At 72.4% G+C, this 20,743-nt stretch carries 16 protein-coding genes; 7 read left to right on the top strand and 9 right to left on the bottom strand.

The genetic code is table 11. From position 1 onward, the window contains the following. Window positions 1–100: 100 nt before the first annotated feature. Entirely contained in the window at window positions 101–508 is a 408-nt protein-coding gene (locus ACEPPI_RS26705; RefSeq protein ID WP_373917810.1) for a RidA family protein, read from the bottom strand. 100 nt (window positions 509–608) lie between these two features. On the opposite strand from ACEPPI_RS26705, the gene ACEPPI_RS26700 reads away from it, so the two are divergent. Further along, on the top strand, window positions 609–995 hold the full coding sequence (locus ACEPPI_RS26700; protein WP_373917809.1) for a winged helix-turn-helix transcriptional regulator: 387 nt from the start codon (window positions 609–611) through the stop codon (window positions 993–995). A 379-nt stretch (window positions 996–1,374) separates the two neighbouring features. On the opposite strand, the gene ACEPPI_RS26695 is transcribed toward ACEPPI_RS26700, so the two are convergent. Further along, window positions 1,375–2,202: an SDR family NAD(P)-dependent oxidoreductase gene (locus ACEPPI_RS26695; RefSeq protein ID WP_373917808.1), complete on the bottom strand. Its 828-nt coding sequence runs from the start codon at window positions 2,200–2,202 to the stop codon at window positions 1,375–1,377. Between the two features lie 429 nt (window positions 2,203–2,631). Continuing rightward, window positions 2,632–3,858, bottom strand: coding sequence for a saccharopine dehydrogenase family protein (locus ACEPPI_RS26690; RefSeq protein WP_373917807.1), 1,227 nt, complete (start codon window positions 3,856–3,858; stop codon window positions 2,632–2,634). A gap of 111 nt (window positions 3,859–3,969) precedes the next feature. On the opposite strand from ACEPPI_RS26690, the gene ACEPPI_RS26685 reads away from it, so the two are divergent. Both ACEPPI_RS26685 and ACEPPI_RS26680 read left to right on the top strand, forming a co-directional pair. Then, on the top strand, window positions 3,970–4,680 hold the full coding sequence (locus ACEPPI_RS26685; RefSeq protein ID WP_373917806.1) for a TetR/AcrR family transcriptional regulator: 711 nt from the start codon (window positions 3,970–3,972) through the stop codon (window positions 4,678–4,680). A 159-nt stretch (window positions 4,681–4,839) separates the two neighbouring features. Continuing rightward, window positions 4,840–6,432 (top strand): APC family permease, encoded by a 1,593-nt coding sequence (locus ACEPPI_RS26680; RefSeq protein ID WP_373917805.1) that lies wholly within the window; start codon window positions 4,840–4,842, stop codon window positions 6,430–6,432. A gap of 228 nt (window positions 6,433–6,660) precedes the next feature. On the opposite strand, the gene ACEPPI_RS26675 is transcribed toward ACEPPI_RS26680, so the two are convergent. After that, on the bottom strand, window positions 6,661–8,244 hold the full coding sequence (locus ACEPPI_RS26675; protein WP_373917804.1) for an FAD-dependent monooxygenase: 1,584 nt from the start codon (window positions 8,242–8,244) through the stop codon (window positions 6,661–6,663). 476 nt (window positions 8,245–8,720) lie between these two features. On the opposite strand from ACEPPI_RS26675, the gene ACEPPI_RS26670 reads away from it, so the two are divergent. Beyond that, the gene (locus tag ACEPPI_RS26670) at window positions 8,721–9,941 is read left to right on the top strand and encodes an alpha/beta hydrolase family protein (RefSeq protein ID WP_373917803.1); all 1,221 of its coding nucleotides are present in this window, start codon (window positions 8,721–8,723) and stop codon (window positions 9,939–9,941) included. 185 nt (window positions 9,942–10,126) lie between these two features. After that, complete coding sequence (locus ACEPPI_RS26665) at window positions 10,127–12,592, top strand: SpoIIE family protein phosphatase (RefSeq protein ID WP_373917802.1); 2,466 nt, start codon at window positions 10,127–10,129, stop codon at window positions 12,590–12,592. Window positions 12,593–13,056: 464 nt separating this feature from the next. On the opposite strand, the gene ACEPPI_RS26660 is transcribed toward ACEPPI_RS26665, so the two are convergent. Next, window positions 13,057–13,353, bottom strand: a complete 297-nt coding sequence (locus tag ACEPPI_RS26660) for an SIS domain-containing protein (RefSeq protein ID WP_373917826.1) — start codon at window positions 13,351–13,353, stop codon at window positions 13,057–13,059. On the opposite strand from ACEPPI_RS26660, the gene ACEPPI_RS26655 reads away from it, so the two are divergent. Continuing rightward, window positions 13,345–13,809, top strand: a complete 465-nt coding sequence (locus tag ACEPPI_RS26655) for an EamA family transporter (RefSeq protein ID WP_373917801.1) — start codon at window positions 13,345–13,347, stop codon at window positions 13,807–13,809. The genes ACEPPI_RS26660 and ACEPPI_RS26655 overlap by 9 nt on opposite strands. A gap of 85 nt (window positions 13,810–13,894) precedes the next feature. Here ACEPPI_RS26655 and ACEPPI_RS26650 read toward each other — a convergent pair whose 3' ends face one another. After that, complete coding sequence (locus ACEPPI_RS26650) at window positions 13,895–14,074, bottom strand: DUF6480 family protein (RefSeq protein WP_373917800.1); 180 nt, start codon at window positions 14,072–14,074, stop codon at window positions 13,895–13,897. 420 nt (window positions 14,075–14,494) lie between these two features. Here ACEPPI_RS26650 and ACEPPI_RS26645 point away from each other — a divergent pair, with 420 nt between their 5' ends. Beyond that, entirely contained in the window at window positions 14,495–15,094 is a 600-nt protein-coding gene (locus tag ACEPPI_RS26645; protein ID WP_373917798.1) for a TspO/MBR family protein, read from the top strand. Here ACEPPI_RS26645 and ACEPPI_RS26640 read toward each other — a convergent pair. The 3 genes from ACEPPI_RS26640 to ACEPPI_RS26630 all read right to left on the bottom strand — a co-directional run bounded on the left by ACEPPI_RS26640 (window position 15,015) and on the right by ACEPPI_RS26630 (window position 20,164). Then, window positions 15,015–15,524: a hypothetical protein gene (locus ACEPPI_RS26640; RefSeq protein WP_373917797.1), complete on the bottom strand. Its 510-nt coding sequence runs from the start codon at window positions 15,522–15,524 to the stop codon at window positions 15,015–15,017. The two genes, ACEPPI_RS26645 and ACEPPI_RS26640, sit on opposite strands and share 80 nt — an antisense overlap. Window positions 15,525–15,723: 199 nt before the next feature. Further along, entirely contained in the window at window positions 15,724–16,074 is a 351-nt protein-coding gene (locus ACEPPI_RS26635; RefSeq protein WP_373917796.1) for a hypothetical protein, read from the bottom strand. Between the two features lie 193 nt (window positions 16,075–16,267). Continuing rightward, window positions 16,268–20,164: a WD40 repeat domain-containing protein gene (locus ACEPPI_RS26630; RefSeq protein WP_373917795.1), complete on the bottom strand. Its 3,897-nt coding sequence runs from the start codon at window positions 20,162–20,164 to the stop codon at window positions 16,268–16,270. Window positions 20,165–20,743 lie beyond the last annotated feature (579 nt).

Raw genomic sequence — 20,743 nt, 5'->3', positions numbered from 1 at the left:
GTCCTGGTGCATCACGGCGGGTCGGGGGGAGCCTGGCCGAGACCATCCCCGATGACTCCGCGGTCCGCTCCGCACCCGGCAGGAGCCCTGCGCGTCGCGGTCAGTCGAGGACGGCGGTGGCCTCGATCTCGACCAGATGCTCAGGCACGTCCAACGCGGCCACGCCGATCAGCGTGGCCGGAGGCACCGGCGTGGCACCCAGCTGCGCGGCCGCCCGGGAGACCCCCTCCAAGAGCAGCGGCATCTTCTCGAACGTCCAGTCGACGACGTAGACGGTCAGTTTCGCCACGTCATCGAACGACCCGCCCACCCCTGCCAGCGCGGTGGCGACGTTGAGACAGCAACGTTCGACCTGGGCGGCCAGATCACCCTCGCCGACGGTGGCGCCGTCACGATCCCAGGCGACCTGCCCTGCGATGAAGACCGTCCTCGAACCGGATGCGACCGCAACCTGCCGGTAGACGTCGGTCGTGGGCAATCCTTCGGGGTTCACCAGCGTAACGGCCATGGGTTTCCTGCCTGCTCGTAGTCTCTTGTGGTTACTCAGTCACCGTAGGAGAGTGGTCTGCGACGTGGAAGTACGCACTTTTCGGTGACTGGGGAACCTGATGGTGACCAAGCAGGTCAAAGACTCGGCCGAGGACGAAGCGGATGTGAGGCGGGCGGACTCACTGGCGCGGGAGATCTTCTCCGACATCGCCAACAAGTGGGCGCTCCTGATCATCGAAGCGGTCGGCGACCACACCCTGCGCTTCACCGAACTACGCGACGAGGTCGAGGGCATCAGCCACAAGATGCTCACGCAGAACCTGCGCCTGCTGGAGCGCAACGGCCTGGTCGAACGGACCGTGCACCCCACCGTGCCGCCGCGCGTCGAATACGCCCTCACCGAACCGGGGCGGGCCCTGCGTGCGACCGTGGACGCCATGTGCGACTGGACCCACCGCCACCTCACCGACATCGAAACCGCCCGCCACCGCTTCGACATCGCGTAAACCCCAACGGGCAGGGCGGCCTGCGCGGCAAGAGCCATCGCCGAGCGTGCGGCCTTCCCGCCGCCGGATCCGGCCGTGAGGCTCAGCCTTGGGTGCGAGCCCGCGGGAGGGGCTCACCACCTCAAGGCGGACCTCCTCGGTCGGCCGCGGTGGCCTGCGCGCGTCAGAGTTCCGGCAGGCACCCGGGCCCAGCTCGCCCTCTGGCAGAAGCGGTGACAGCGCAGGGCAACGCTCGCGGCGCTGCAGGGCCTCCGACGGCAACCGCCCCGCAGCGGCGAGCGCGTTCGCCTTCGTGCGAGGTGGTGCGTGTTCGCTTGAGCGCCGAAATCCGGCGGCGGGCACCGGATCCGCCGCCGAGGCGCTCACGCCGTTCCGCGGATCACAGGGAGTCCACCAGGCCGCCGTCGATGACGAAGTCGGCGCCCGTGATGTTCGCCCCGCCGGGGCCGGCCAGGAACAGCACGAGCTCCGCGACCTCCGACGGGCTGGTGAACCGGCCGGTCGCCGACTGGGCCGCCACCGCGCGGGCCACGTCACCCGGGTCGACACCACGGGACTGCCCGACCGTGGCCGCCACGCCGTCGGCGCCCTGCCACAGCGCCGTCTCCACCGGGCCCGGACCGATCGTGTTCACCCGCACGCCGCGCGGCCCCACCTCCTTGGACAGGGCCTTGCAGAAGTTGGTCAGCGCCGCCTTGGCCGCGCCGTAGTCGATGACCAGTGGGTCCGGCAAGCGAGCGTTGACCGAGGAGACCGTGACGATCCGGCCCGAACCGGAGGCGATCAGGTGCGGCAGAGCGGCACGGGTGGCACGGACGGCAGCCATGAGGTTGACGCTCAGAGTCCAGTCCCAGTCCTCGTCCGTCACGCTCAGGAAGCCGTCCACCCGCGGCCGCACCGCCCCGACGTTGTTCACCAGCACGTCGACGCCGCCGTGGAGCGCGGCGGCCTCGGCGACCAGCGCGGCCGGACCATCCGGGGTCGCGAGGTCGGTCTCCACGACGATGAGGTCCGCGCCCTGCCGCAGGTACGCGTCGAGGGCCTCGGTGCGTTCGCGTGATCCCGCGACGACGTGGCAACCCGCCGCGAGGAAGGCCTCGGTGATCGCGAGCCCGATGCCACGCCCGGCCCCGGTGACCACCACGGTCTGCCCGGGCAGGCCCCGCTCGCTGCCACGGGTTCCGGCCCGCGGCGCGGGAGGGGTCATCGCCCGGTCTCCGTGGTCGGCATCCGCAGCCCTCCGACCATGGTGTCCGCCTCCTCGCGGTCGTCGTCGTCGGCGGCGGTCAGCGGGTGTCGGCCTTTCGGGGCTCCGGCGCGCGGCCTCGACGGTGTCGGGGCCGCCGGGCCTGCCGGGTGCCGACGGATCACGGTCCTCCGGCCGGAAGAGGTCGGTCCGCGGCTGCCGGGGACTGCTGTGCAGCCGGATTCGGTGGACGATGGGACAGGGGTCGAGGTGATCACGGCTGACGCCTCTCTGCACGACACGTGCCGATATTTCGACCAAGTATGTCCATATGGGGCGGGAATCCATGAGGACTCGCAGCACGGCGGAGCGGATTCCGGTGACGGGGTCGCCGCCGCGGGCCGGCTTGGGGAGCCGGTGTCCGATCCGGCCCGCGACGGCGGGCTCCGGTCAGCCCTGTTCGCGGATGCCCCACGGGGATTCGTACGCGGTCAGCAGGTCCAGGAACGGGCGCGGCGGAAGGGCCTCCGGGCCGAGTACGCCCGACTCCGCCCAGACCCCGCCGGCGATGAGTTCGAGCGCCACGACCGGGTTGACCGCGGTCTGCCAGACCACGGCCTGTGAGCCGTACTCGCGCATCGACCACTGGTTGTCCACCACGTGGTACAGGTACACCTCGCGCGGTCGGCCGTCCTTGGTGCCCTTCACCCAGGTCCCCGCGCAGGTCTTGCCCGACATCCGCTCGCCCAGCGTGGCCGGGTCGGGCAGGCACGCCGCCACCACGTCGCGCGGGGAGACGCGTACCGGGGTACCGTCCGCGCCGCGCACCGTGACCGGTTCGGTCGAGTCCAGGCCCAGCGCGTGCAGGGTCTTCAGCTTGCCGATGAAGTCCTCGCCCAGGCCGTACTTGAAGGTGATGCGTCGGGCGTCCACCCAGCGCGGGACCAGCAACACCTCCTCGTGCTCGACGTTGACGCACTCGACCGGGCCGATGCCCTCCGGAAAGTCGAACACCTCCGGCTCGCTGAACGGCTCGGTGGTGAACCATCCGCGGTCCCGCTCGTAGACCACCGGCGGGTTCAGGCACTCCTCGATCGTCGTCCAGATGTTGAAGGACGGGGCGAACTCGTGGCCCTCGACCGTCAGGTTCGCCCCGTCGCGGATCCCGATCTCCTCGATCTCGTCGAAGAGTTCATCGGCCGCGTAGCGGGCGAAGACGTCCGACAGACCGGGCTCCACGCCCATCCCGACCAGAGCCAGCCGCCCCGACTTCTCCCAGGCCCCGGCCCGCGCGAACTGCTCGTCGCCGAGCCTGACCCCGCACTCGGCGTAGGGGTTGCCGGGGTGCGGCCGGGACAGGGACATCGCCATGTCCACGTAATGGCTGTCCGCCGCGAGCGCCGCCTCGAAGAGCGGCATCACGAACCGCGGATCCGTGGCGTTCAGCAGTAGGTCACACCGCTCCTCGGTGAGGAGCGCGGCCACCGCCGCCTGGTCCGAGGCGTCGACGCGGCGCGCGTGGAACCGGCCGCCGGCCTCGCCGAGCGCGGCCACGGCCGCCTCGGCGCGGGCCAGGTCGTAGTCGGCGACCACGAAGCGGTCGAAGAAGTTCCGGCGGGCCGCGATCCGGGTGATCGCGGTACCGACGCCACCGGCGCCCACTAGCAGAACACGCATGACGAAACCCTCTCTCGGTGAGGTCCGCGGAGATCCGGGCCTCATGGGAGGGATGAAAGCCGGGGCCGCAAGATAAGGTCAATGGTGTTGGCATAAGGAGGAAGGCACCCGATGGCGAAGCCCGTGGTCCCCGAGGAAGCCCGCAGGCGACGGCGCCCCACCCGACAGGGCGTCGTCCTGTCCGAGCGGCTGATCGTCGAAACCGCCCTGCGCATGCTGCGCGAACACGGCAGCGCCGGCCTGTCCGCCCGTCGGCTCGGCGCGGCCCTCGGAGCAGATCCCAGCACCCTCTACCGGTACTTCGACGGCATGGACGGCCTCACCCTCGCCATCGGCGAGGAGCTCATCGGCCGGGCCCTCGACGGCTGGGCGGTCACCGGCCGGTGGCGCCACGACCTGCGCGAACTCGGGCTGCGCATCCACGGCGCCTATCTCTCGCACCCGCAGGCGGCCGTACTGACCGCCGGCCGCGTGACCGGCCGGCCCCGCGAGATCGCCGCCGACGAGGCCGTCCTCGGCATCCTGCGCACCGCGGGCTTCCCCGATCCGGAGGCGGTCCTGATCTACCACGCCTTCATCGACCAGAGCCTGGCCTTCGCGGCCCTCGACGCCGGCGCCCTTGCCCTGACCGAGCCCTCCCGGAGCTCCGACGAGGGGCAGTGGGAGTCCACGTACGCCAGGCTGCCGGCCGACGAGTACCCGCACATCGCCGCCACCAGGCGACTGCTCGCCGCCCGCATGAACCACAGCGCCTACCCGGTCGCGCTGGACATGCTGCTCGCGAGCGCGGAGGCCAGGCTGCAGGTCCTGCGGGCCGGCTGACCGGGTCGTACTCCGTCCCCGGGACGCTCGTGGGCCCCTTATGCCAACACCATTGACCCATTCCCGCCCGCGCGGGTTTCCTCTTCGCAGTTCACGCCCTGTTCACACCGGGCCCGCCACGGCGCGGCCCGCACACCGCACTCAGTACAGCGAGGGACGATGGCCGCAGACACCCCGCCGGAAACCACTCCCCGAGCCGCCACGGCCACCACCGCGCCCGCGGTACGGGGCGGCACGACCGTCACGGCCACCCCAGCCGGCACGGCGGCCCCGAGTGGGAACGGCACACCGACGGCACACGCCCCGGCCGGCACCCTCAAACCGGACGCGATCGGCTTCCTCGACGCCCTCGCCATCGGCCTCAACGCGACCTCGCCCGCCTACTCGCTGGCCGCCGTCATCGGACCCCTCGTCGCCCTGGTCGGCGTACACGCCCCCGGAGTGATGCTCGCGTCCTTCGTCCCCATGCTGCTGATCGCCTCCGCCTTCCACTTCCTCAACCGGGCCGATCCCGACTGCGGTACGACCTTCTCCTGGGTCACCCGCGCGCTGGGCCCCACCACCGGATGGCTGGGCGGCTGGGCCATCGCGATGACCGGAGTGCTCGTGGTCGGCTCGCTCGCCGACGTCGCCGTCGGCTTCGGCCTGCTCGCCGTCGGGGCCGACGGCCTGGCCGACAACGCCCTGGTCCGCGAGGCCCTCACCGTCCTGCTGATCCTCCTCATGTCCTGGCTCTGCGTACGCGGCACCGAGGTGTCGGCCCGCCTCCAGAACGTGCTCGTACTGCTCCAGGTCCTCTGCCTCCTCGTGTTCGCGGCCGTCGCCGTATACCGCGTCTACGCCGGCACGGGATCCCTGGACGCCGTCCGTCCGGCCGCCAGTTGGCTGGATCCCTTCGGGGCCGGCGGCTCCGCGCTGACCGGCGGCCTGCTGCTCGGCGTCTTCGCGTACTGGGGCTGGGAATCCGCCGTCAACCTGACCGAGGAGACCAAGGACCCCGCCAACGCCCCCGGCCGGGCCGGCATCTGGTCGACGGTGGTCCTGCTGGCGACCTACGTGGCCGTGGCCTTCGCGGTCGTCGCCTACGCCGGCACCGCCTACCTCGCCGGACGGGCCGACTCGGAGGAGGACGTCTTCGCCGCGCTCGCCCGTGAGGTGCTCGGCGGCTGGGACTGGATCCTGCTCCTCGCCGTCGCCACCTCCGCCCTCGCCTCGACGCAGACGACCATCATCCCGGCCTCCCGCACCGCGCTGTCCATGGCCCGCCGCCGGGCATTGCCTGCCGGGTTCGCCCACATCGACGCCCGCCGGGGCACACCGACCACCAGCACCTGGTGGGTCACCGGCACGGCGACCGTCTGGTACGTCGTCATCCACCGGATCAGCGAGAACGCCCTCGCGGACTCCCTCACCGCCCTGTCGTTGCTGATCGCCTTCTACTACGCCCTCACCGGCATCGCCTGCGCCGTCTGGTACCGGCGCCGGCTGACGCGGGGGCCGGGCCCCTTCCTGCTGCTGGGCGCGGGCCCCCTGATCGGCTCGGCCACGCTGATCTGGCTGCTGGTCGAGGCCGTCGCCGACATGGCCGATCCGGGTAACGCCTCCAGTTCGACCGCCTGGTTCGGGCTGGGCGCCCCACTGGTCATCGCGCTCTTCCTGGTCGGCGCCGGAGTGGTGCTGATGCTGCTGCGCCGCGCCGCATCCGGAGCCTTCTGGCGCGAACGCCCCGGCGTGGCTCCCGAGGCGCCGTAGGCCCCCGTGCGTGCCGGCCCCTCCCCGCCGAGGTCGAGGACAGCGCCGCGCAGAGACGGAGGGGAGAGTCGACCGGCCCGGCCCAGCCCAGCCCAGCGCGGGGCCCCCGTGGCCCTGGTTCCGGCTGCCGATCTGCTCCTGGAGGGGGTCGTGACGGCAGCGAAGTCGTGGACGGGGCAGATGGGCAGTGCCGCGGCAAAGCCGAAGGTGCGGGCGGCGCCGCAGCGCTCACGGCCGAGTGGAACCTGCACGCGGGGGTGCGGATTCCGGGTGGGCACCGGCGGTGCGTCCTGTCGCGGCCGGGCCGCCGAACCAACGGCTCGCGGCCCGCTCGAAGGCCTCCCGATCGAAGTGGCGGTCACCGGCCCAGGCGACCACGCCATCGGGTCGCACCAGCACGGCGCCCGAGCCGAGGTCGTTCTCCGCCGCCCCGGCCGCGTACCGTATCCGGCCCTCCCAGCCCGTCGCCGAACTGTGCAGGCGCCGGTCGGTGCTGAAATCGAGCACGACGCCGCGTCCGTCCTCCATGAGGTCCCCGAGGCGCGTGCCGTCCTCAAGGCAGAAGTCGGGGGCGCTGCGGCCGACCAGCGGATGTTCGCTGCCGAGGTCGTAGCGGATCCACGACCCCGACAGCCGCTCGAACACGTAGGTCGCTCCGTCACGGGTCCCGATGAGATCGCGAACCACTGCCTGGATCGCGTGGGCGAACGGGTCCGGCCTCATGGTCGCCACCTGGGCGCGCGACCAGTCGAGCACTGCCGCACCGATCGGGTGGCGCTCGTCGGCGTAGGTGTCGAGAAGCCCGTCCGGCGCGTACCCGTGCACGGTCGCCGCAAGCTTCCACCCCAGGTTCACGGCGTCGCCGATGCCGGTGTTCAGCCCCTGGCCGCCCAGCGGGGAGTGGATGTGGGCGGCGTCGCCCGCGAGCAGGACGCGTCCGCGGCGATAGGCCGTCGTCTGCATCGCCCGGTCGGTGAAGCTCGAAGCGATGTGGACCTCGCCGATGGTCACGTCGGTGCCGGACACACGGCGCAGGACCTCCTGGAGGTGGTCGCGCGTCGGCGGCTGCGAGCGATCGAACGCGCCGCCGTCGAAGTCCACCACGGCTACGTACCCGGCGGCAGGCATGCGGATGTACATGCCCGTCGGCGTCAGGTGGAACCCGGGACGCAGTTTCTCCGGATCGACGAGGGAGGTTTGCATGGTGTAGCCGGTGAACTGCGGTTCGGTACCGACGAATTCGAAGCCCGCGAGCCGGCGCACCGTGCTGCGTCCGCCGTCGCAGCCGACGAGCCAGCGCGCCTCGTAGGCGTCCGCGCCGGCTTGTGCGACCACGCTCTCGCCGTTCTGGGAGACGGCCGAGACCGTGACGCCGCGCCTGACGTCCACGCCGAGCTTGGACGCCTGCCCGGACAGCACCGTCTCGACCGCTTCGAGGTCCGTCATCACGGATTCCAGTACCGGGCTGGGAAGCCGGAACGGCAGGGCGGCGACGTCGACCCGGGTCCCGTCGAGCATCATGCCGGCGAAGTGGCCGCCGAGCCGAGGGCGTGACGGCGCGCCCTCTTCGGGGGCCGCACCGAACACCTCCTGTACGCCCGACGCCGTCAGCAGCGGTTCCAGCATCCCGCGCCGGTAGAACGCCTCGACCGACGCGGCGGAAAGCCCGCGCCTTCCGAGCGGGGCCGCCCGTAACGGGGAACCGAGCGCCGGCTCCCGTTCGAGCACCAATACGGAACAGCCCGCGAGGCCGAGCTCGCAGGCGAGAGCCAGACCCACCGGACCGGCTCCCACGATCATCACGTCGTACATGAGAGATCCCCTCTTCGAACTCCAGGCCGGATGAGTACCCGGCAGGACCTCTCGAAGGGTGTCAGCCGCCGCCGACATCGCACCGACAGCCCCGACAAGCCACCGACACCACCGACTCGGCGGCCCGCTCATCCCTGGTCAGGCCCCAGAGGAAGGCATGCCGCCTCCTGCGCGCCGGTCGGCGGGCGGAGCGTCACATGGTTCCCCGGCGGGGTGGTCATAGACATGGGTCCACGAGGGTTTGGCGCCCCATCCGAGCGAACGCCCCCGGCTTTCGGCGGTCTCGCAGCTGTCTCGATCGTCGCCCCCGCAGCAGTCCAATGGCCTCGCATACCGACGACACCGACGACCGCATCAGCCCCAAGGTGTAAACCCGTGGGCCGATGCCGCGCGGGAGGGGCACGTGGCACATTTCCCCTGTGCCCACGGACCGGCCGGTGCGGCACGGTTGACGATCCGCCGGCACGGGAGGGCCCATGACCACCACTCCGTTCATCAGCCGCAAGGGCATGACACGCCGCGGCATGCTGGGAACAGCGCTGGCCGCCGGGGCCGCCGTGCCTCTTGCCGCCGTTGCCGGCCCCGCGTGGGCCGATCCGCGTACGGCCGACCCTGCCGCAACGCGGCTCATGCTGCCCGCGCCGACCGGGCCGCATCCGGTGGGCACCGTCCAGCTGCACCTCGTGGACCGGTCGCGTCCGGACGACATCGCGGGCCCCGGGCGCTTCCGCGAGCTGATGGCCACCGTCTGGTACCCCGCCGGCGACGTCCAGCGGTACCCGGTGGCGCCCTGGATGCCGGACGGCGCACTTCAGGCCTTCCTCGCCGACGTCGGGTTCAGCGATCTCGCCCCGCTGGGGCCGCTCACCGCCGGCCACGTGGGCGCTCCGGTGCGGCGATCGGGCCGACGGCTGCCCGTCGTCGTGTTCTCGCACGGCGCGCACAGCCATCAGGGCGACCACACCGTCATGGTCCAAGAGCTCGCCAGCCACGGATACGCGGCTGTGACGGTGGCGCACCAGTACGACACGTACACCGAGTTCCCCGACGGCCGGATCGCCGTTCCGCTCCGCGACAGGCAGGCCCCGACGCTGCCCGGGGACTTCGCCGCCGACCTGCGCTTCGTCCTCGACTGCGTCGAGCAGCTCGCCGCCGGATGCAATCCCGACGTCGACCGCAGGGAGCTGCCGGCCGGGCTGCTCGGCTCCCTCGACCCGCGGCGCATGGGTGCGTTCGGCTGGTCGAAGGGCGGGACGGCCACCGCCTGTGCCACGCTCGCGGACGAGCGCATCCGGGCCGGGCTGAGCCTCGACGGCCCGATGCAGATGAACCCGCCGCTGGCCGGGGACCTGGACCGGCCGTTCATGATGATGTCCGCCGCGTTCACCCGGGCCACGGATCCCGAGGCCGCCGCGTTCTGGTCACATCTGCGGGGCCGGCGGCTGAACATTCAGGCCCAGGGCGCCGCCCACGTCTCGTACGGTGACAACGAGGCACTGTTCCCACAGGTGGCGAAGCTGTACGGATGGAGCGGGCAGCAGCTCCAGAGCGTGATCGGTACCCTCGATCCCGACCAGGCGGTGAAGATCCAGCAGGCGTACCCGCTCGCGTTCTTCGACGAGCACCTGCGCCACCTCCGGGGGCACCTGCTCGACGGGCCGTCCCCGGCGTTCCCTGCAGTGACGTTCCTCCCCTGAGTGCCCGGGACCGCAGCACCGCGGTCCCTCGTAGGCCCACGCTTCTGTCACCACGGCCAGGAAGGCACTTTCCGCGTGGGCTTCCCGCTCGGTGTTCACGGGGGCTGCGATCTGCGATCGGTGCGTCACCCTGAGTTGTCGCCGCGGCCGGGCTGACCTGCGCTGGACCTGCGCACACTGGAAGCATGCACGGAATGGCCGTCGGCGAGACGGCGGAGCGTGAGGACCTACTCGCTGCAGCCGTCGTCGAAGCCGTCGAAGGAACCAGAGCCTACTCGGGGAGCGTCTTCCTCCGTTCCCGCGATCGCCGGTCGGTCGTGCTCGCCGCGACGTGTGGGGTGCCGCCCTCCCTGCTCGGTGGCTGGCACCTCATTCCGGTGAACAGTCCCATCCCGATCGCCGCGGCGTACAGCTCCGGGCGCACCGTCCACCTGGCCAACGCAGAGGAGACGATGCGGCGCTATCCCCAGCTCGCGGTGGCTCTCCCGTACGCCTTCGGCTCCTGCTCCGTGCCGGTGGGCGCAGGCAGGGAGACCTTCGGATCCCTGGCGATCGTCTGGGCGGCGCCCCCCGGCTGCGAAGGGCTGTCCAAGGCCCAGCGCCGCCACCTGCGGAGCGTCGCCAAGCGACTTGGCGAGTCCCTGTCGGCACTCCGCGCCCGTAGCGGCAAGCCCGTGGAATGCGACCCGGGAACGATCGCCGTCGAGACCCCGGCTCCCTCGACAGCGGCCGTGCGGGTCGGCGTGTTCCAGTGGGACCCTTCCTCTGGCGACATCATCGTGGACGACGAACTCTGCGCGATCTTCGGTCTCGACCCGCGTGCTTTCGACGGACGAGCCGAGACGCTTGCCTCCCGCCTCCACCCCGGCGATCTTGCCGCTTTCCGGTCCTGCGCCCGAGAGGCAGTCGCGGAAGGCCGGACCACCGGCAGACGCCTGCGGTTGAGGGACCACGAGCACGGCGGCGAGGGGTACCGCACCGTCGAGTTGTGGGGCCGCGTACCGAAGGCCGACGGCGTGCGGGCACGTACCCACCTCGTCGGCGCGGTCGTGGACGCGCGCGCGGGCCAGGTGGCCGTCGCGGCGGTCGAGCGGCTGCGGGACGGACTGTTCGCCCTCGCCCCTGACGGGCGGGTCACCTACGTCAACCACAGCGCCCTGCAGCTGTTGGGGGTCGCCGCCGACGAATTGCTGGGCCATTTCCTCTGGGACGTACTGCCGTGGCTGTCCGATCCCGACATCGAGTACCGGCATCGGTCCGCGATGATCTCCCAGGCGCCGGCCTCCTTCGTGGCCTGCCGCTCACCCGACCGGTGGCTCGCCTTCTCCCTCCACCCGGAGGCGGACGGGGTGACCGCCCGGGTCGTGCCCGCCGGCCAGCCGCCCCCGGCATCGACACCATCCGTCTTCCCGCCCGAGACGGCGGCCGCCACCGCACCGGCGCGTCTGGGCGTCATGTACCACGTCCTGCAGCTGGGCAGCGCGCTGACCGAGGCGGTCACCGCCCACCAAGTCTGTGAAGTCGTCGCCGACCAGCTCCTGCCCGCCTTCGGAGGCCAGCGGCTGGCGATCTATGTGGTCCGCGACGGAACGATGCACCTCCTCTTTCACACCGGCGGCCACGAAGACTTCCTCGAATGGCTGGAGGGTGAACCGCTGCACGCCCGCCTGCCCGGTACGGAGACCCTGACGTCCGGCACTCCGCTCTTCATCGAGTCGCAGCAGGCTCTTTCCCGGGGCTACCCGGGCATTCCCACGGACGAGGTGAGTTCCTGGGCGTATCTGCCGCTGATCGCCTCCAGCCACCCCGTCGGCACCTGCGTCCTCGGCTTCGACGAGATCCATCCCTTCACGGAGAAGGACCGCGGCGTCCTGACCGCTCTCGCCGGGCTGATCGCCCAGGCTCTGGAACGAGCGCGGCTCTACGACTCGGAGTTCGCCCTCGCGCGCGGCCTGCAGCAGGCGCTCCTGCCGCACCGGCTCCCGACGGTCCCGGGGATCCTTTCCGTGGTGCGCTATCTGCCCGGCACCAGCGGAATGGACATCGGCGGCGACTGGTACGACGTCATCCCCACCGACGGTGGAGTCTCTCTCGTCATCGGAGACGTGGAGGGGCACAGCATCGCCGCCGCGGCCACCATGGCCCAGTTGCGCAGCGCGGTACGGGCCTTCGCGGCCGTAGGGCACACGCCCGGCGATGCGATGGCGGGCGTCAACCGAACCCTGTTGGACCTCGACCCCGGGCTGTTGGCCAGCTGCTGCTACATCCACCTCGAAGCACACAGCCACCACGCCTGCGCCGTCACCGCCGGCCACCCCCCACCCCTGCTCCGCAGTCCCGACGGAACGACCGGTGCCCTTGACCTGGAGATCGGACCGGTCCTCGGCGTGGAGCGCGCGAGCACCTACCCCGAAACCCGGATCGCCCTCCCGCCGGGGTCCGTCCTCGCCCTCTACACCGACGGCCTGGTCGAGGAACCCGGAACCGACATCGACGTGGGCATCGACCGCCTACGGGCGTCCCTGGCCCACGCCCGTGCCGACTCGCTGGACGAACTCGCCGACCGGCTTCTGCACAACGCCCGTGGCTCCTCCTACCGGGCCGACGACATCGCCCTGCTGCTCACCGCGATCCGGTCACGCCCCGGATGACGCAACGGGCAGGTCGGACCGCCACCGATCTCGCGGTGATGCTCGCCGACACGGACGGGGCAGTGCTCGCTTCGCTGCGAGCGGCCCGCGCCTCAGCCCGGGAAGCCGCCCGGATGCCGGCGGCCGAGACCGAGTCGCTCCGGTGGCCGTTCAGGCCTCGCCGGGGAACCGAGGGCGGGTCCAGGGCAGGCGAGGTCCGGGCCCTGGTACGGCTTGGCCTCACCGGAACGGGCCCGGGCCAGGGCCCGCAGGACGGTGGCGCCCCGTTCGGTGGGCGAGCCGGGCGAGCAGGTTGGGGTCGCCCGCAACCTCAAGGGCCGTGCCCGTGCCCGTGTCGAGGTCTGGTGGCCGGTCGGGGAAGGGGAAGGACGCCCAGGCCCAGGCCCAGGGTCGGCTCGCCTTCCCACGAGTCCCGGCGTCCGTGCCGGGTCGTCGCGGGAGCGTGCTGTCGGTGAGGGCCGCCGTCAGTACGAGTGGTCGACCGTGACATCGGCCGCCAGCCTGAGCGCGGCTTCGGCCGGTTCCCCGCGCAGCCCCAGCAAGGTGAGGGTGAGGGCGTCGATCACCGTGAGGTGGGCCAGTCGGCTGGCAACGGTTTCGCGCCCGAAGACCAGGTCCTGGCCGCCCGCGAGGAGCGGGCGGTCGCTGGACTCGGTCAGGGGCGAGCGGGCGTAGCCGGTGAGGGCGATGACAGGGGTCCCGGCTTGCCGTGCGCGCCGGGCGGCGTCCACCGTGCTGCGCGTGGCTCCGGTGTGGCTGATGGCCAGGCAGGCGTCGGCGGGGGTCAGCTGCCCGCGCTGGCCGCCGCGCTCGGCACCGGCGTGATGATCGCCTCGTACACGCTCGTCGACGGCACCGGCGTCCGCGCCGCCGGCAGCGTCATGGGCTACATCGCCTGGCTCTTCCTCTGCCAAGGGCTCGTCCTCCCCCTGATCGCGTGGTTCCTTCGGGGCCCCGCCCTGCTGAGCGCCCTGCGCCCGCTGTACGGCCGCGGGCTGGCGGGTGGGCTGCTCTCGCTCCTCGCGTACGGGCTCGTGGTCTGGGCGCAGTCCCGCGGCGACCTCCCCACCATCGCCGCCCTTCGGGAGACCGGCATCGTCTTCGGCGCCCTGATCGGCGCGGTCGTGTTCCGCGAACGCCTCGGCCACCGACGCATCACGGCGAGCATCGCCGTCCTGGCGGGCATAGCGATACTCCAGCTCACCGGCAGCGCGTGAGGGCGGCCTCGGGAGCCGTCTGCCGCAACCGCGCCCTTCTCCGGGCCGGACTCCTCCGGCCCGGGCCGGCCGCGTTCAGGTGGGGCTACATGCCCCAGATCCGGGCCATGAAGAAGCCCGCGACCATGAGTGCCCCCGCCACGATCAGGAAGACGAAGAGGCCCGGGTGCTCCCAGAGACCTCCGTCCGCGCGCTCGCGGTGAGCGGATGCCGTGGAGCCTTCCGCCGGCGGCGTCTCACCGGGCGGCACTCCGGATGTTGACATGCGATCCTCCAAGAATGCTCGATCTCCTCGCTCCGGCGATGGGACCTCGGGCGGCGCCCTGGCCGCAGGTCGCGGGTCGCGACCGGGTAATCGGGCGGGCCGGAAACCGAGCCGTACCGCTGCCCCCGAGCCGGGTCCGGTGAACCTGGAAGGCCGGGCCGCGGGGCGGCCACACGTCCGGGGCGCGCTGCCGATGTCCGCAGCGGACGAGGTGGGGCGGTGTGGGAAGACCCCTGGAGGACCAAGCATCGTTGTGCGCGAGACGCCGACAAAGTCGCATCGTTTCTGCAGCGATACGCAGCGACTCCGCAATCCACGGGTGTCTCAGGGCGAGGCCGGGCCGGGCAAGGCCGGCGCACCTGGTCCGCCGGTGCGGGCGGCCGTGGCTCCGGAGGCCTCGTTTCGGGGTAGGGAACTTCCATGAGGCCGATCAGTGAGCACCGGGCAAAGGCCGCGGAGCGGGAGCGATGGCTGCGATACGGCGCTGCCGCTGCCGCCGTGGCCACGACAGCGGTGGTGGGCTCGTTGCCCGTCGATCCGGCGGGCTCCTGGTACCGGAGCCTGCGCAAGCCGGTGTGGCAGCCGCCGTCATGGTTGTTCGGTGTGGTGTGGCCGCCGCTGTACGCCTCCCTCGCCCTGGCCGGCGGGCATGCGTTCGGCCGGGCCCGGGGCATGGAGCGGAAGGGGCTGGCCATTGACCTCGGAGCGAACCTGCTCCTGAACGCCGCGTGGCCCTGGCTGTTCTTCGCCTGCCGCAGCCCGCGGGCCGGGGTGGCCGGCACGCTGCTGTTGGACGCCGGCAATGCGCAGCTCATCCGGCGGGTCGCCCGCTTCGATGCGGTCGCGGCCCGCACACTGCTGCCTTACGCGGCCTGGTGCACCTTCGCCACCGCTCTGAACACCTCGATCGCGCGGCGCAACACGACCCGGGCTTGGATGGTCAGCCCGTCGTGGTGGTCTCGGCGTCGACCCCGGCGAAGAACTCGTCGGCAATGGCGCGGGCACGGTCGAGGTCGGTGAACGGTTCACCGACGATGCGTCCGGCAAGCTCGGTCGCCAGTCCGAGGATGTCCTCGCGAAGTTCGGCCTGAGCGACGACTCGGTCCGCCTCAAGCTGCACCGTGGCCGCGGCGACAAGTTCCTCACGTGCCTTCTGCCCCTCCGCGCGAACAGCGGCGAGGAGCGCTGCGCCTTCCTCGCGCGCGGCCTGACGGATCTGTGCCGCCTCGTGCCGGGCGGCACTCAACCGGGCCTGATACTCGGCGTGAAGGCGCCGCGCCTCCAACTGGGCTGCCCTGGCCCGCTCCAATGTGCCCTCGGTGGCGTTTTCACGCTCCGCGAGGGTCTTCTCAATTCTGGGGAGCAGCACCTTGGCGAGGATCGCGAAGACTGCCACGAAGCAGATCACCGCGACTATGAGATCGACGAGATTCGGTTTCAGGGGGCCCATGGTCCGATCATAGGGGTGCACCCCTCGTATCCGCCTTGGATATTTACAGCCCGACTGCCGGAAAGAGCGTGCATCACAGGGAGATTGACGGATCGTCAGCTGCGTGCGCCCTTTGGCGCGCCCGGTGTGGACCCGCCGGTCGGCACGGCACGGCTCCCGGCCCCCGGCTGCTGCCGGGGGCCGGGAGCCCGGGGGTCCGTCAGCAGTGGCCGACGCTGGTCTGGCCGGCTACCAGCGACGAGTGGACGTAGCCGGTCCCCGCGTAGCTGGAGACGCGGAACCAGCGGTTGGAGGCGTAATTCGAGCTCGGCGGGTACACCCACTGGCTGTCGGTCCAGCACAGCATCGTGACGCCGGTCCCGTTGGACAGGTAGCCGAGCGAACCGCAGCCGGTGTTGGCGCAGGTGCGCTCGTTCGCCCCGCCGCTGTTGGACGAGATGTAGCTGCCGGCCGCGTCGGCGCCGCCGGCGCCGGCGAGCAGACCGGTCAGGGCGACGGCGGCCGCGGCGGCGGCCAGTCCGGCCCGGGACCGCAGAGTGGTGGTCGTCATGCGCATCGTCGTTCTCCTCGGGAGACTCGCGGTGGTGTGCGGCGCCCCGGCCGATCCGGCGGCGCTCCACCAGAGAGCCATGCCGACCGCGGCGGGGGGAAGGAAGTAACCGCAGGTCGACCAGGCCCGTACGGCGGTCCGTACAACTCCGTACAGCGCGGCCGGTCCGCGCGGGCCCACCGGACCGGTCCGGTCACCGGCACGGCGGCGCGTACGGCAGTCCGGGGACGAGCTGGGCCCACTCCTGGGCGGTGATGACCGTCCCCGCACGCTCGCACAGCCTCCGGGCGATCTCCTCCTCGTCGCGGGACCACACCAGGGCGGCCGGGCCCGCACCGCCGGCCGCGAGGGAGCGGCCGTCCGGGCTGAAGGCGACGGCGTACGCCTTCCCGCCGAGGCCGCTCAGCACGGTGCGGGGCCGCGGCCGCCGCGGATCAGCGGTGTCCCACAGCCACACGGTGCCGTCCGTACTGGCGGCGGCGAGCGTGCCGCCCTCCGGGCTGAACGACAGGGCGTACACATAACTGCTCGGCCCCGTCAGACTCGGCCCGGCCGTCCGTGCCCGGTCCCCGCTCACGTCCCACAGCCACACGTCCCGGTCCGCGGTTCCGGCCGCCAGGATCCGGCTGTCGGGGCTGAACGCGACGGACATGACGTAGCTGCCCGGCCCGCGCAGGGTGGACCCCAGTACCGGTCGGCCGCCGCCCTGCGGCAGCCGCCACAGCAGTACCTGCTTGTCGACGGTGCCGGCGGCGAGCCACCGCCCGTCCGGACTGAACGCCACCGAATAGACGTAGTTCGTCGGCTCCGTCAGCTCCGCCGAGAGCTCCGGGTGCGCCGGGTCCACCGTGTTCCACACGCGTACGGTCCGCCCCTCACTGCCCACGGCCAGGATTCGGCCCGTCCGGTCGAAGGCCGCGGACTGGATGGTTCCGGCGCCGCCGGTCAGGGGTTCTCCGTAGGGCACGGCGCGGTCGGGGCGGGAGAGGTCCCACAGCCACAGTTTGCCCTCCCGGCCGCCCACCGCGAGGGTGCGGCCGTCCGGGGTGAAGGAGACCGTCGCGGAGTACCCGGTGGGGTTGGTCAGGGGCGGCCCCACGGGGCGTGGTGTCCAGGGATCGGTGACGTCCCACAGCTGTACGTCACGCCCCGCGACGGCGAGCAGCTTCCCGTCCGGCGCGTATCCGATCGCGTTGACCGTGCCCTGGAAGCCGCGCAGCGGGCGCGGAGGCAGCTGCCACAGCCGCACGGTCCCGTCCGAGGCGCCCGTCACCAGCTGCCGCCCGCCGGGATGGAACGAGAGCGAGGTGACCGGTCCCGGGTGCGGGAACACGCCGGCGAGGACGCGCGTCCGTGCGTCGTACAGGCGTACCTGGCTGTCCGCGCTGCCGGTCGCCAGCCACTGTCCGTCGGGACTGTAGGCGACGGCGTTGACGTAGCTGGCGGGTCCGTCGGGCGCGGCCGGGGCCCCGCCGATCACATCGGGGGCGTCGGGGCCGGCGCCCGGGGCGGGTACGTTCCACACCCGGGTGGACCGGTCCTGGCTCCCGGCGGCGAGCCGTGCGCCGTCGGCGGTGAAGGCCACGGCGAACACCGGGCCGGCCGCTCCGGTCAGCGGCTGCCCGTACGCGCTCGGGTGGCCGGGATCGGCGAGGTCCCACAGGCGTACGGAGCCGTCCGCTCCGCCCGCGGCCAGCAGGACCGGACCGGTGCCGGGCCGGAACGCGACGGTGTGCACCGCCCCGGTGAACCCGGTGAGCCGAGGACCGGTGGCGGCCGGAGGGGCGGAGCCCCCTTCCGTGGGCGCGGCCGTCCCCATCGGATCCGGCCACAGGTACACCCCGCCGTCGGCGCCCGCCGCGGCCAGCGACTTGCCGTCCGGCGCGAAGGCCACCCCGTACACGGCCGAATCCGGACCCTTGAACGACCGGGGCGCGGCCGCCGCCGGACCGGGGCCCGACGGCTCCCACACCCGTACGGTCCCGTCCCCCGACCCGGCCGCGATCCGTCGGCCGTCCGGGCTGAAGGCGAGCGCGTACACGGTGTCGGCGAACGTGACCGGCGCCATCCCCAGTGGTCGCGGCCGCTGCGGATCGCGCAGGTCCCACAGCGTGACCCGGCGGTCCAGGCCGCCCGCGGCGAGGGTGTGCCCGTCCGGGCTGAGGGCCACTGCCTGTACGACGCCACGGAACGCCAGGATCCGGGTCACGGCGGGCAGCGCCGAGGCGTCCATCAGCGCCTCCCGGGCCTCGGCCGTGGGAGCCGTACGGTACGCCACCAGACCGAGTTGCGCGGAGAGGGCGAGGTCGCTGCCCCGCAGCCGTTCGGCGCGCGCCGCCACGAGCCTGGACAGCGCTACGGCCTGCTGTCTCTGCGCGTCACGGCGCTGGACCACGGCGACACCGGTGAGCAGGCCCGAGAGGACGACCAGCAGCGAGAGCAGGACGAGGAGCCGGCGCAACCGCCGGGCGCCGCGCCGCTCACGCCGGACGCGGCCGTCCTCCGCCAGCCTGCTCGCATCGATGAAGTCGCTTTCCCGTGCGTCGAGTTCCGGGGCGTGGCCGCTGTCGAGGGCCCAACCGGATGCCACGGCCAGGCGGGTGCCCCGGTAGAGCAGCGAGGGGTCGCGGCCGTGCGCGAGCCAGCGGTCGGCGTCACGCGTCAGGTCCTGCCGGACGATCTGTCCGGCCCGGTCTGCGTCGATCCAGCCGCGCAGCCTCGGCCAGGCGGTGAGCAGTGCCTCGTGGGTGATCCGGGCGCCGTCGCCGTCGAGCGTGACCAGGCGGCGGTCGACGAAGCGCTCCAGCACCGCGTACACCTCTCCGGCCCGGTCCAGGTGTCCTGTGGGCGGGGGCAGCGGCAGCAGCCTGCGCGCGTCGGGCACTCCGTCCCCCACCGCCACCATCCGCAGGAACAGCTGCCGCGCGAGTACGCACTCGGCCTCCGACAGTCCCGCGTAGACCTCTTCCGCCGTCTCGGAAACGGCCGCGGACATCCCGCCTCCCGCCCGGTAGTCGGCGATGGTCAGGGTGGTGCCGCGGCCGCGTTCCCAGGTGGACAGCAGTGCGTGCGACAGCAGGGGCAGGGCCCCGGGGCCGGAGTCCCGCAGGTCGGCGAGGAGTACGTCGACGAACCCTTCGTCCAGGACGAGACCGGCCTTGGCGGCGGGGCCGCCGACCACGGCGCGGATCTCGTCCTCGCTGAGCGCGCCCACGACGGTCTGGCCCTTCTGCAGGGCTGTCGCGAGGGCGCGCTGGTCGAGCGCCTGACCGTAGAAGTCCGCGCGCAGGCAGCCCGTGACGCGTACGTCGAGGGAGGGCAGGGCCGCGAGGCACCGCAGGAACCGCTCCCGTTCGGCGGGGTCGGGGCATGCGGTGAACACCTCCTCCAGCTGGTCGACCGCCACGACGATGCGTACGCTCTCCCGCTGGGCCAACGCCGCGATCTGTGCGGCAAGTTCGAGGGCATCACCCTCCGCGTCCTGCCAGTGCGTCCCCCGCACGTCGTTCCACTGCGCGGACAGGGCGGACGTCAGTGCGCGCATCGGGTCGCGGCCGGGTGCGAGCGGCAGGGGTGTGAAGCCGTGCTCACCCCGGAGGACGGGCAGCACCCCTGCGCGCAGAAGGGAGGATTTCCCGGAGCCTGAGGCCCCGACGAGCAGTTGGGGTACGTCGGAGCCCTCGGAGAGGATCCGGTCCACGATGACGGCCCGTAGGCGCTCGCGGCCGAAGAACCAGTCGGCGTGGCGTTCCTCGAAGCCCGCGAGCCCCCGGTAGGGCGACGCACCTCCCGCGACGCGCAGAAGCCGGGACCGTCGCAGCTCGGCGAGCCGTTCCAGCCAGCGCTCGATTTCGGCCGCGTCGGTCACCCCGCAGACGTGCAGCACCCGGCGGAACAAGGGCAGGGACCCCATCGACGGCAGGTTCTGACCGGCGAACCAGCCACCGATGGTGCTGTGGGCGCCCGGCGCGTCGACCCGTGCGGCGACGGCCCGGACGGTCAGGTCGGCCTTCTCGCGCAGACGCGTCAGGTCGGCCGCGAACTCCGCTCGTGATAAAGGGGGTTGGGAGAGGGGCGGGGTGGGGTCCATGGGGCCTCCGGGGTCCGGTTCCGCTACGGCGGTGATGCGGTGGACCACCCTTCCCGCGCCCATCCGGCCCCGTGGCCGGAACAGTTGGAAGCGGTCCCTTTCTACGCCGCCCCACCGGCGCTTTCCGGCCAGTCACTGCCCTCTCCGAACCCTCAGGCGCCCCGCCACTCCTCAACGCCGCACGCCGCTGCCCGCCGCTGCCCGCAGCTCTCAAGGCTTCCGGGGCTTCCCCGCGGAGGAAGCCGCTGCTTCCTTCCGCGGCCGAAACGCTGCGCTGGGGGCACCTCGCGGCTTGCCGGGCCGCGCGGACGGTGCTCCGGCTGCCGCCTTCGCCCGGTTCCGGTGCCGACCGTGTGGCCTCGTCTCGAATCGGCCGCTGCGGAGCGGTTTCGGCCGTTCATGGCGGATGGTGGGTTCTCGGCGTGTTTGGCGGGACAGTGCTGGGCGGCGGGGACCGCGCCTCGTGGGGGGGGGGTGCCCCTATGTCTTTGGTCAAGGTGGTCGGGTGGCAGTGTGGCTGTCATGAGTGATGACGTGCCTGTTCGAGAGTTGGTAGTCGAGGGCATGCGGCCGTGCGAC

This window comes from Streptomyces sp. AB3(2024), assembly GCF_041862025.1.
Taxonomy (GTDB): domain Bacteria; phylum Actinomycetota; class Actinomycetes; order Streptomycetales; family Streptomycetaceae; genus Streptomyces.
The sequence above is the reverse complement of the archived record's forward strand: the minus strand, read 5'-3'. Positions and strand labels throughout refer to the sequence as shown.

What these genes read in the sequence shown, in the direction of transcription:
- ACEPPI_RS26705 (WP_373917810.1), bottom strand. Translation starts at nt 508, where the DNA reads ATGGCCGTTACGCTGGTGAACCCCGAAGGATTGCCCACGACCGACGTC.
- ACEPPI_RS26700 (WP_373917809.1), top strand. Translation starts at nt 609, where the DNA reads ATGGTGACCAAGCAGGTCAAAGACTCGGCCGAGGACGAAGCGGATGTG.
- ACEPPI_RS26695 (WP_373917808.1), bottom strand. Translation starts at nt 2,202, where the DNA reads ATGACCCCTCCCGCGCCGCGGGCCGGAACCCGTGGCAGCGAGCGGGGC.
- ACEPPI_RS26690 (WP_373917807.1), bottom strand. Translation starts at nt 3,858, where the DNA reads ATGCGTGTTCTGCTAGTGGGCGCCGGTGGCGTCGGTACCGCGATCACC.
- ACEPPI_RS26685 (WP_373917806.1), top strand. Translation starts at nt 3,970, where the DNA reads ATGGCGAAGCCCGTGGTCCCCGAGGAAGCCCGCAGGCGACGGCGCCCC.
- ACEPPI_RS26680 (WP_373917805.1), top strand. Translation starts at nt 4,840, where the DNA reads ATGGCCGCAGACACCCCGCCGGAAACCACTCCCCGAGCCGCCACGGCC.
- ACEPPI_RS26675 (WP_373917804.1), bottom strand. Translation starts at nt 8,244, where the DNA reads ATGTACGACGTGATGATCGTGGGAGCCGGTCCGGTGGGTCTGGCTCTC.
- ACEPPI_RS26670 (WP_373917803.1), top strand. Translation starts at nt 8,721, where the DNA reads ATGACCACCACTCCGTTCATCAGCCGCAAGGGCATGACACGCCGCGGC.
- ACEPPI_RS26665 (WP_373917802.1), top strand. Translation starts at nt 10,127, where the DNA reads ATGCACGGAATGGCCGTCGGCGAGACGGCGGAGCGTGAGGACCTACTC.
- ACEPPI_RS26650 (WP_373917800.1), bottom strand. Translation starts at nt 14,074, where the DNA reads ATGTCAACATCCGGAGTGCCGCCCGGTGAGACGCCGCCGGCGGAAGGC.
- ACEPPI_RS26645 (WP_373917798.1), top strand. Translation starts at nt 14,495, where the DNA reads ATGAGGCCGATCAGTGAGCACCGGGCAAAGGCCGCGGAGCGGGAGCGA.
- ACEPPI_RS26640 (WP_373917797.1), bottom strand. Translation starts at nt 15,524, where the DNA reads ATGGGCCCCCTGAAACCGAATCTCGTCGATCTCATAGTCGCGGTGATC.
- ACEPPI_RS26635 (WP_373917796.1), bottom strand. Translation starts at nt 16,074, where the DNA reads ATGACGACCACCACTCTGCGGTCCCGGGCCGGACTGGCCGCCGCCGCG.
- ACEPPI_RS26630 (WP_373917795.1), bottom strand. Translation starts at nt 20,164, where the DNA reads ATGGACCCCACCCCGCCCCTCTCCCAACCCCCTTTATCACGAGCGGAG.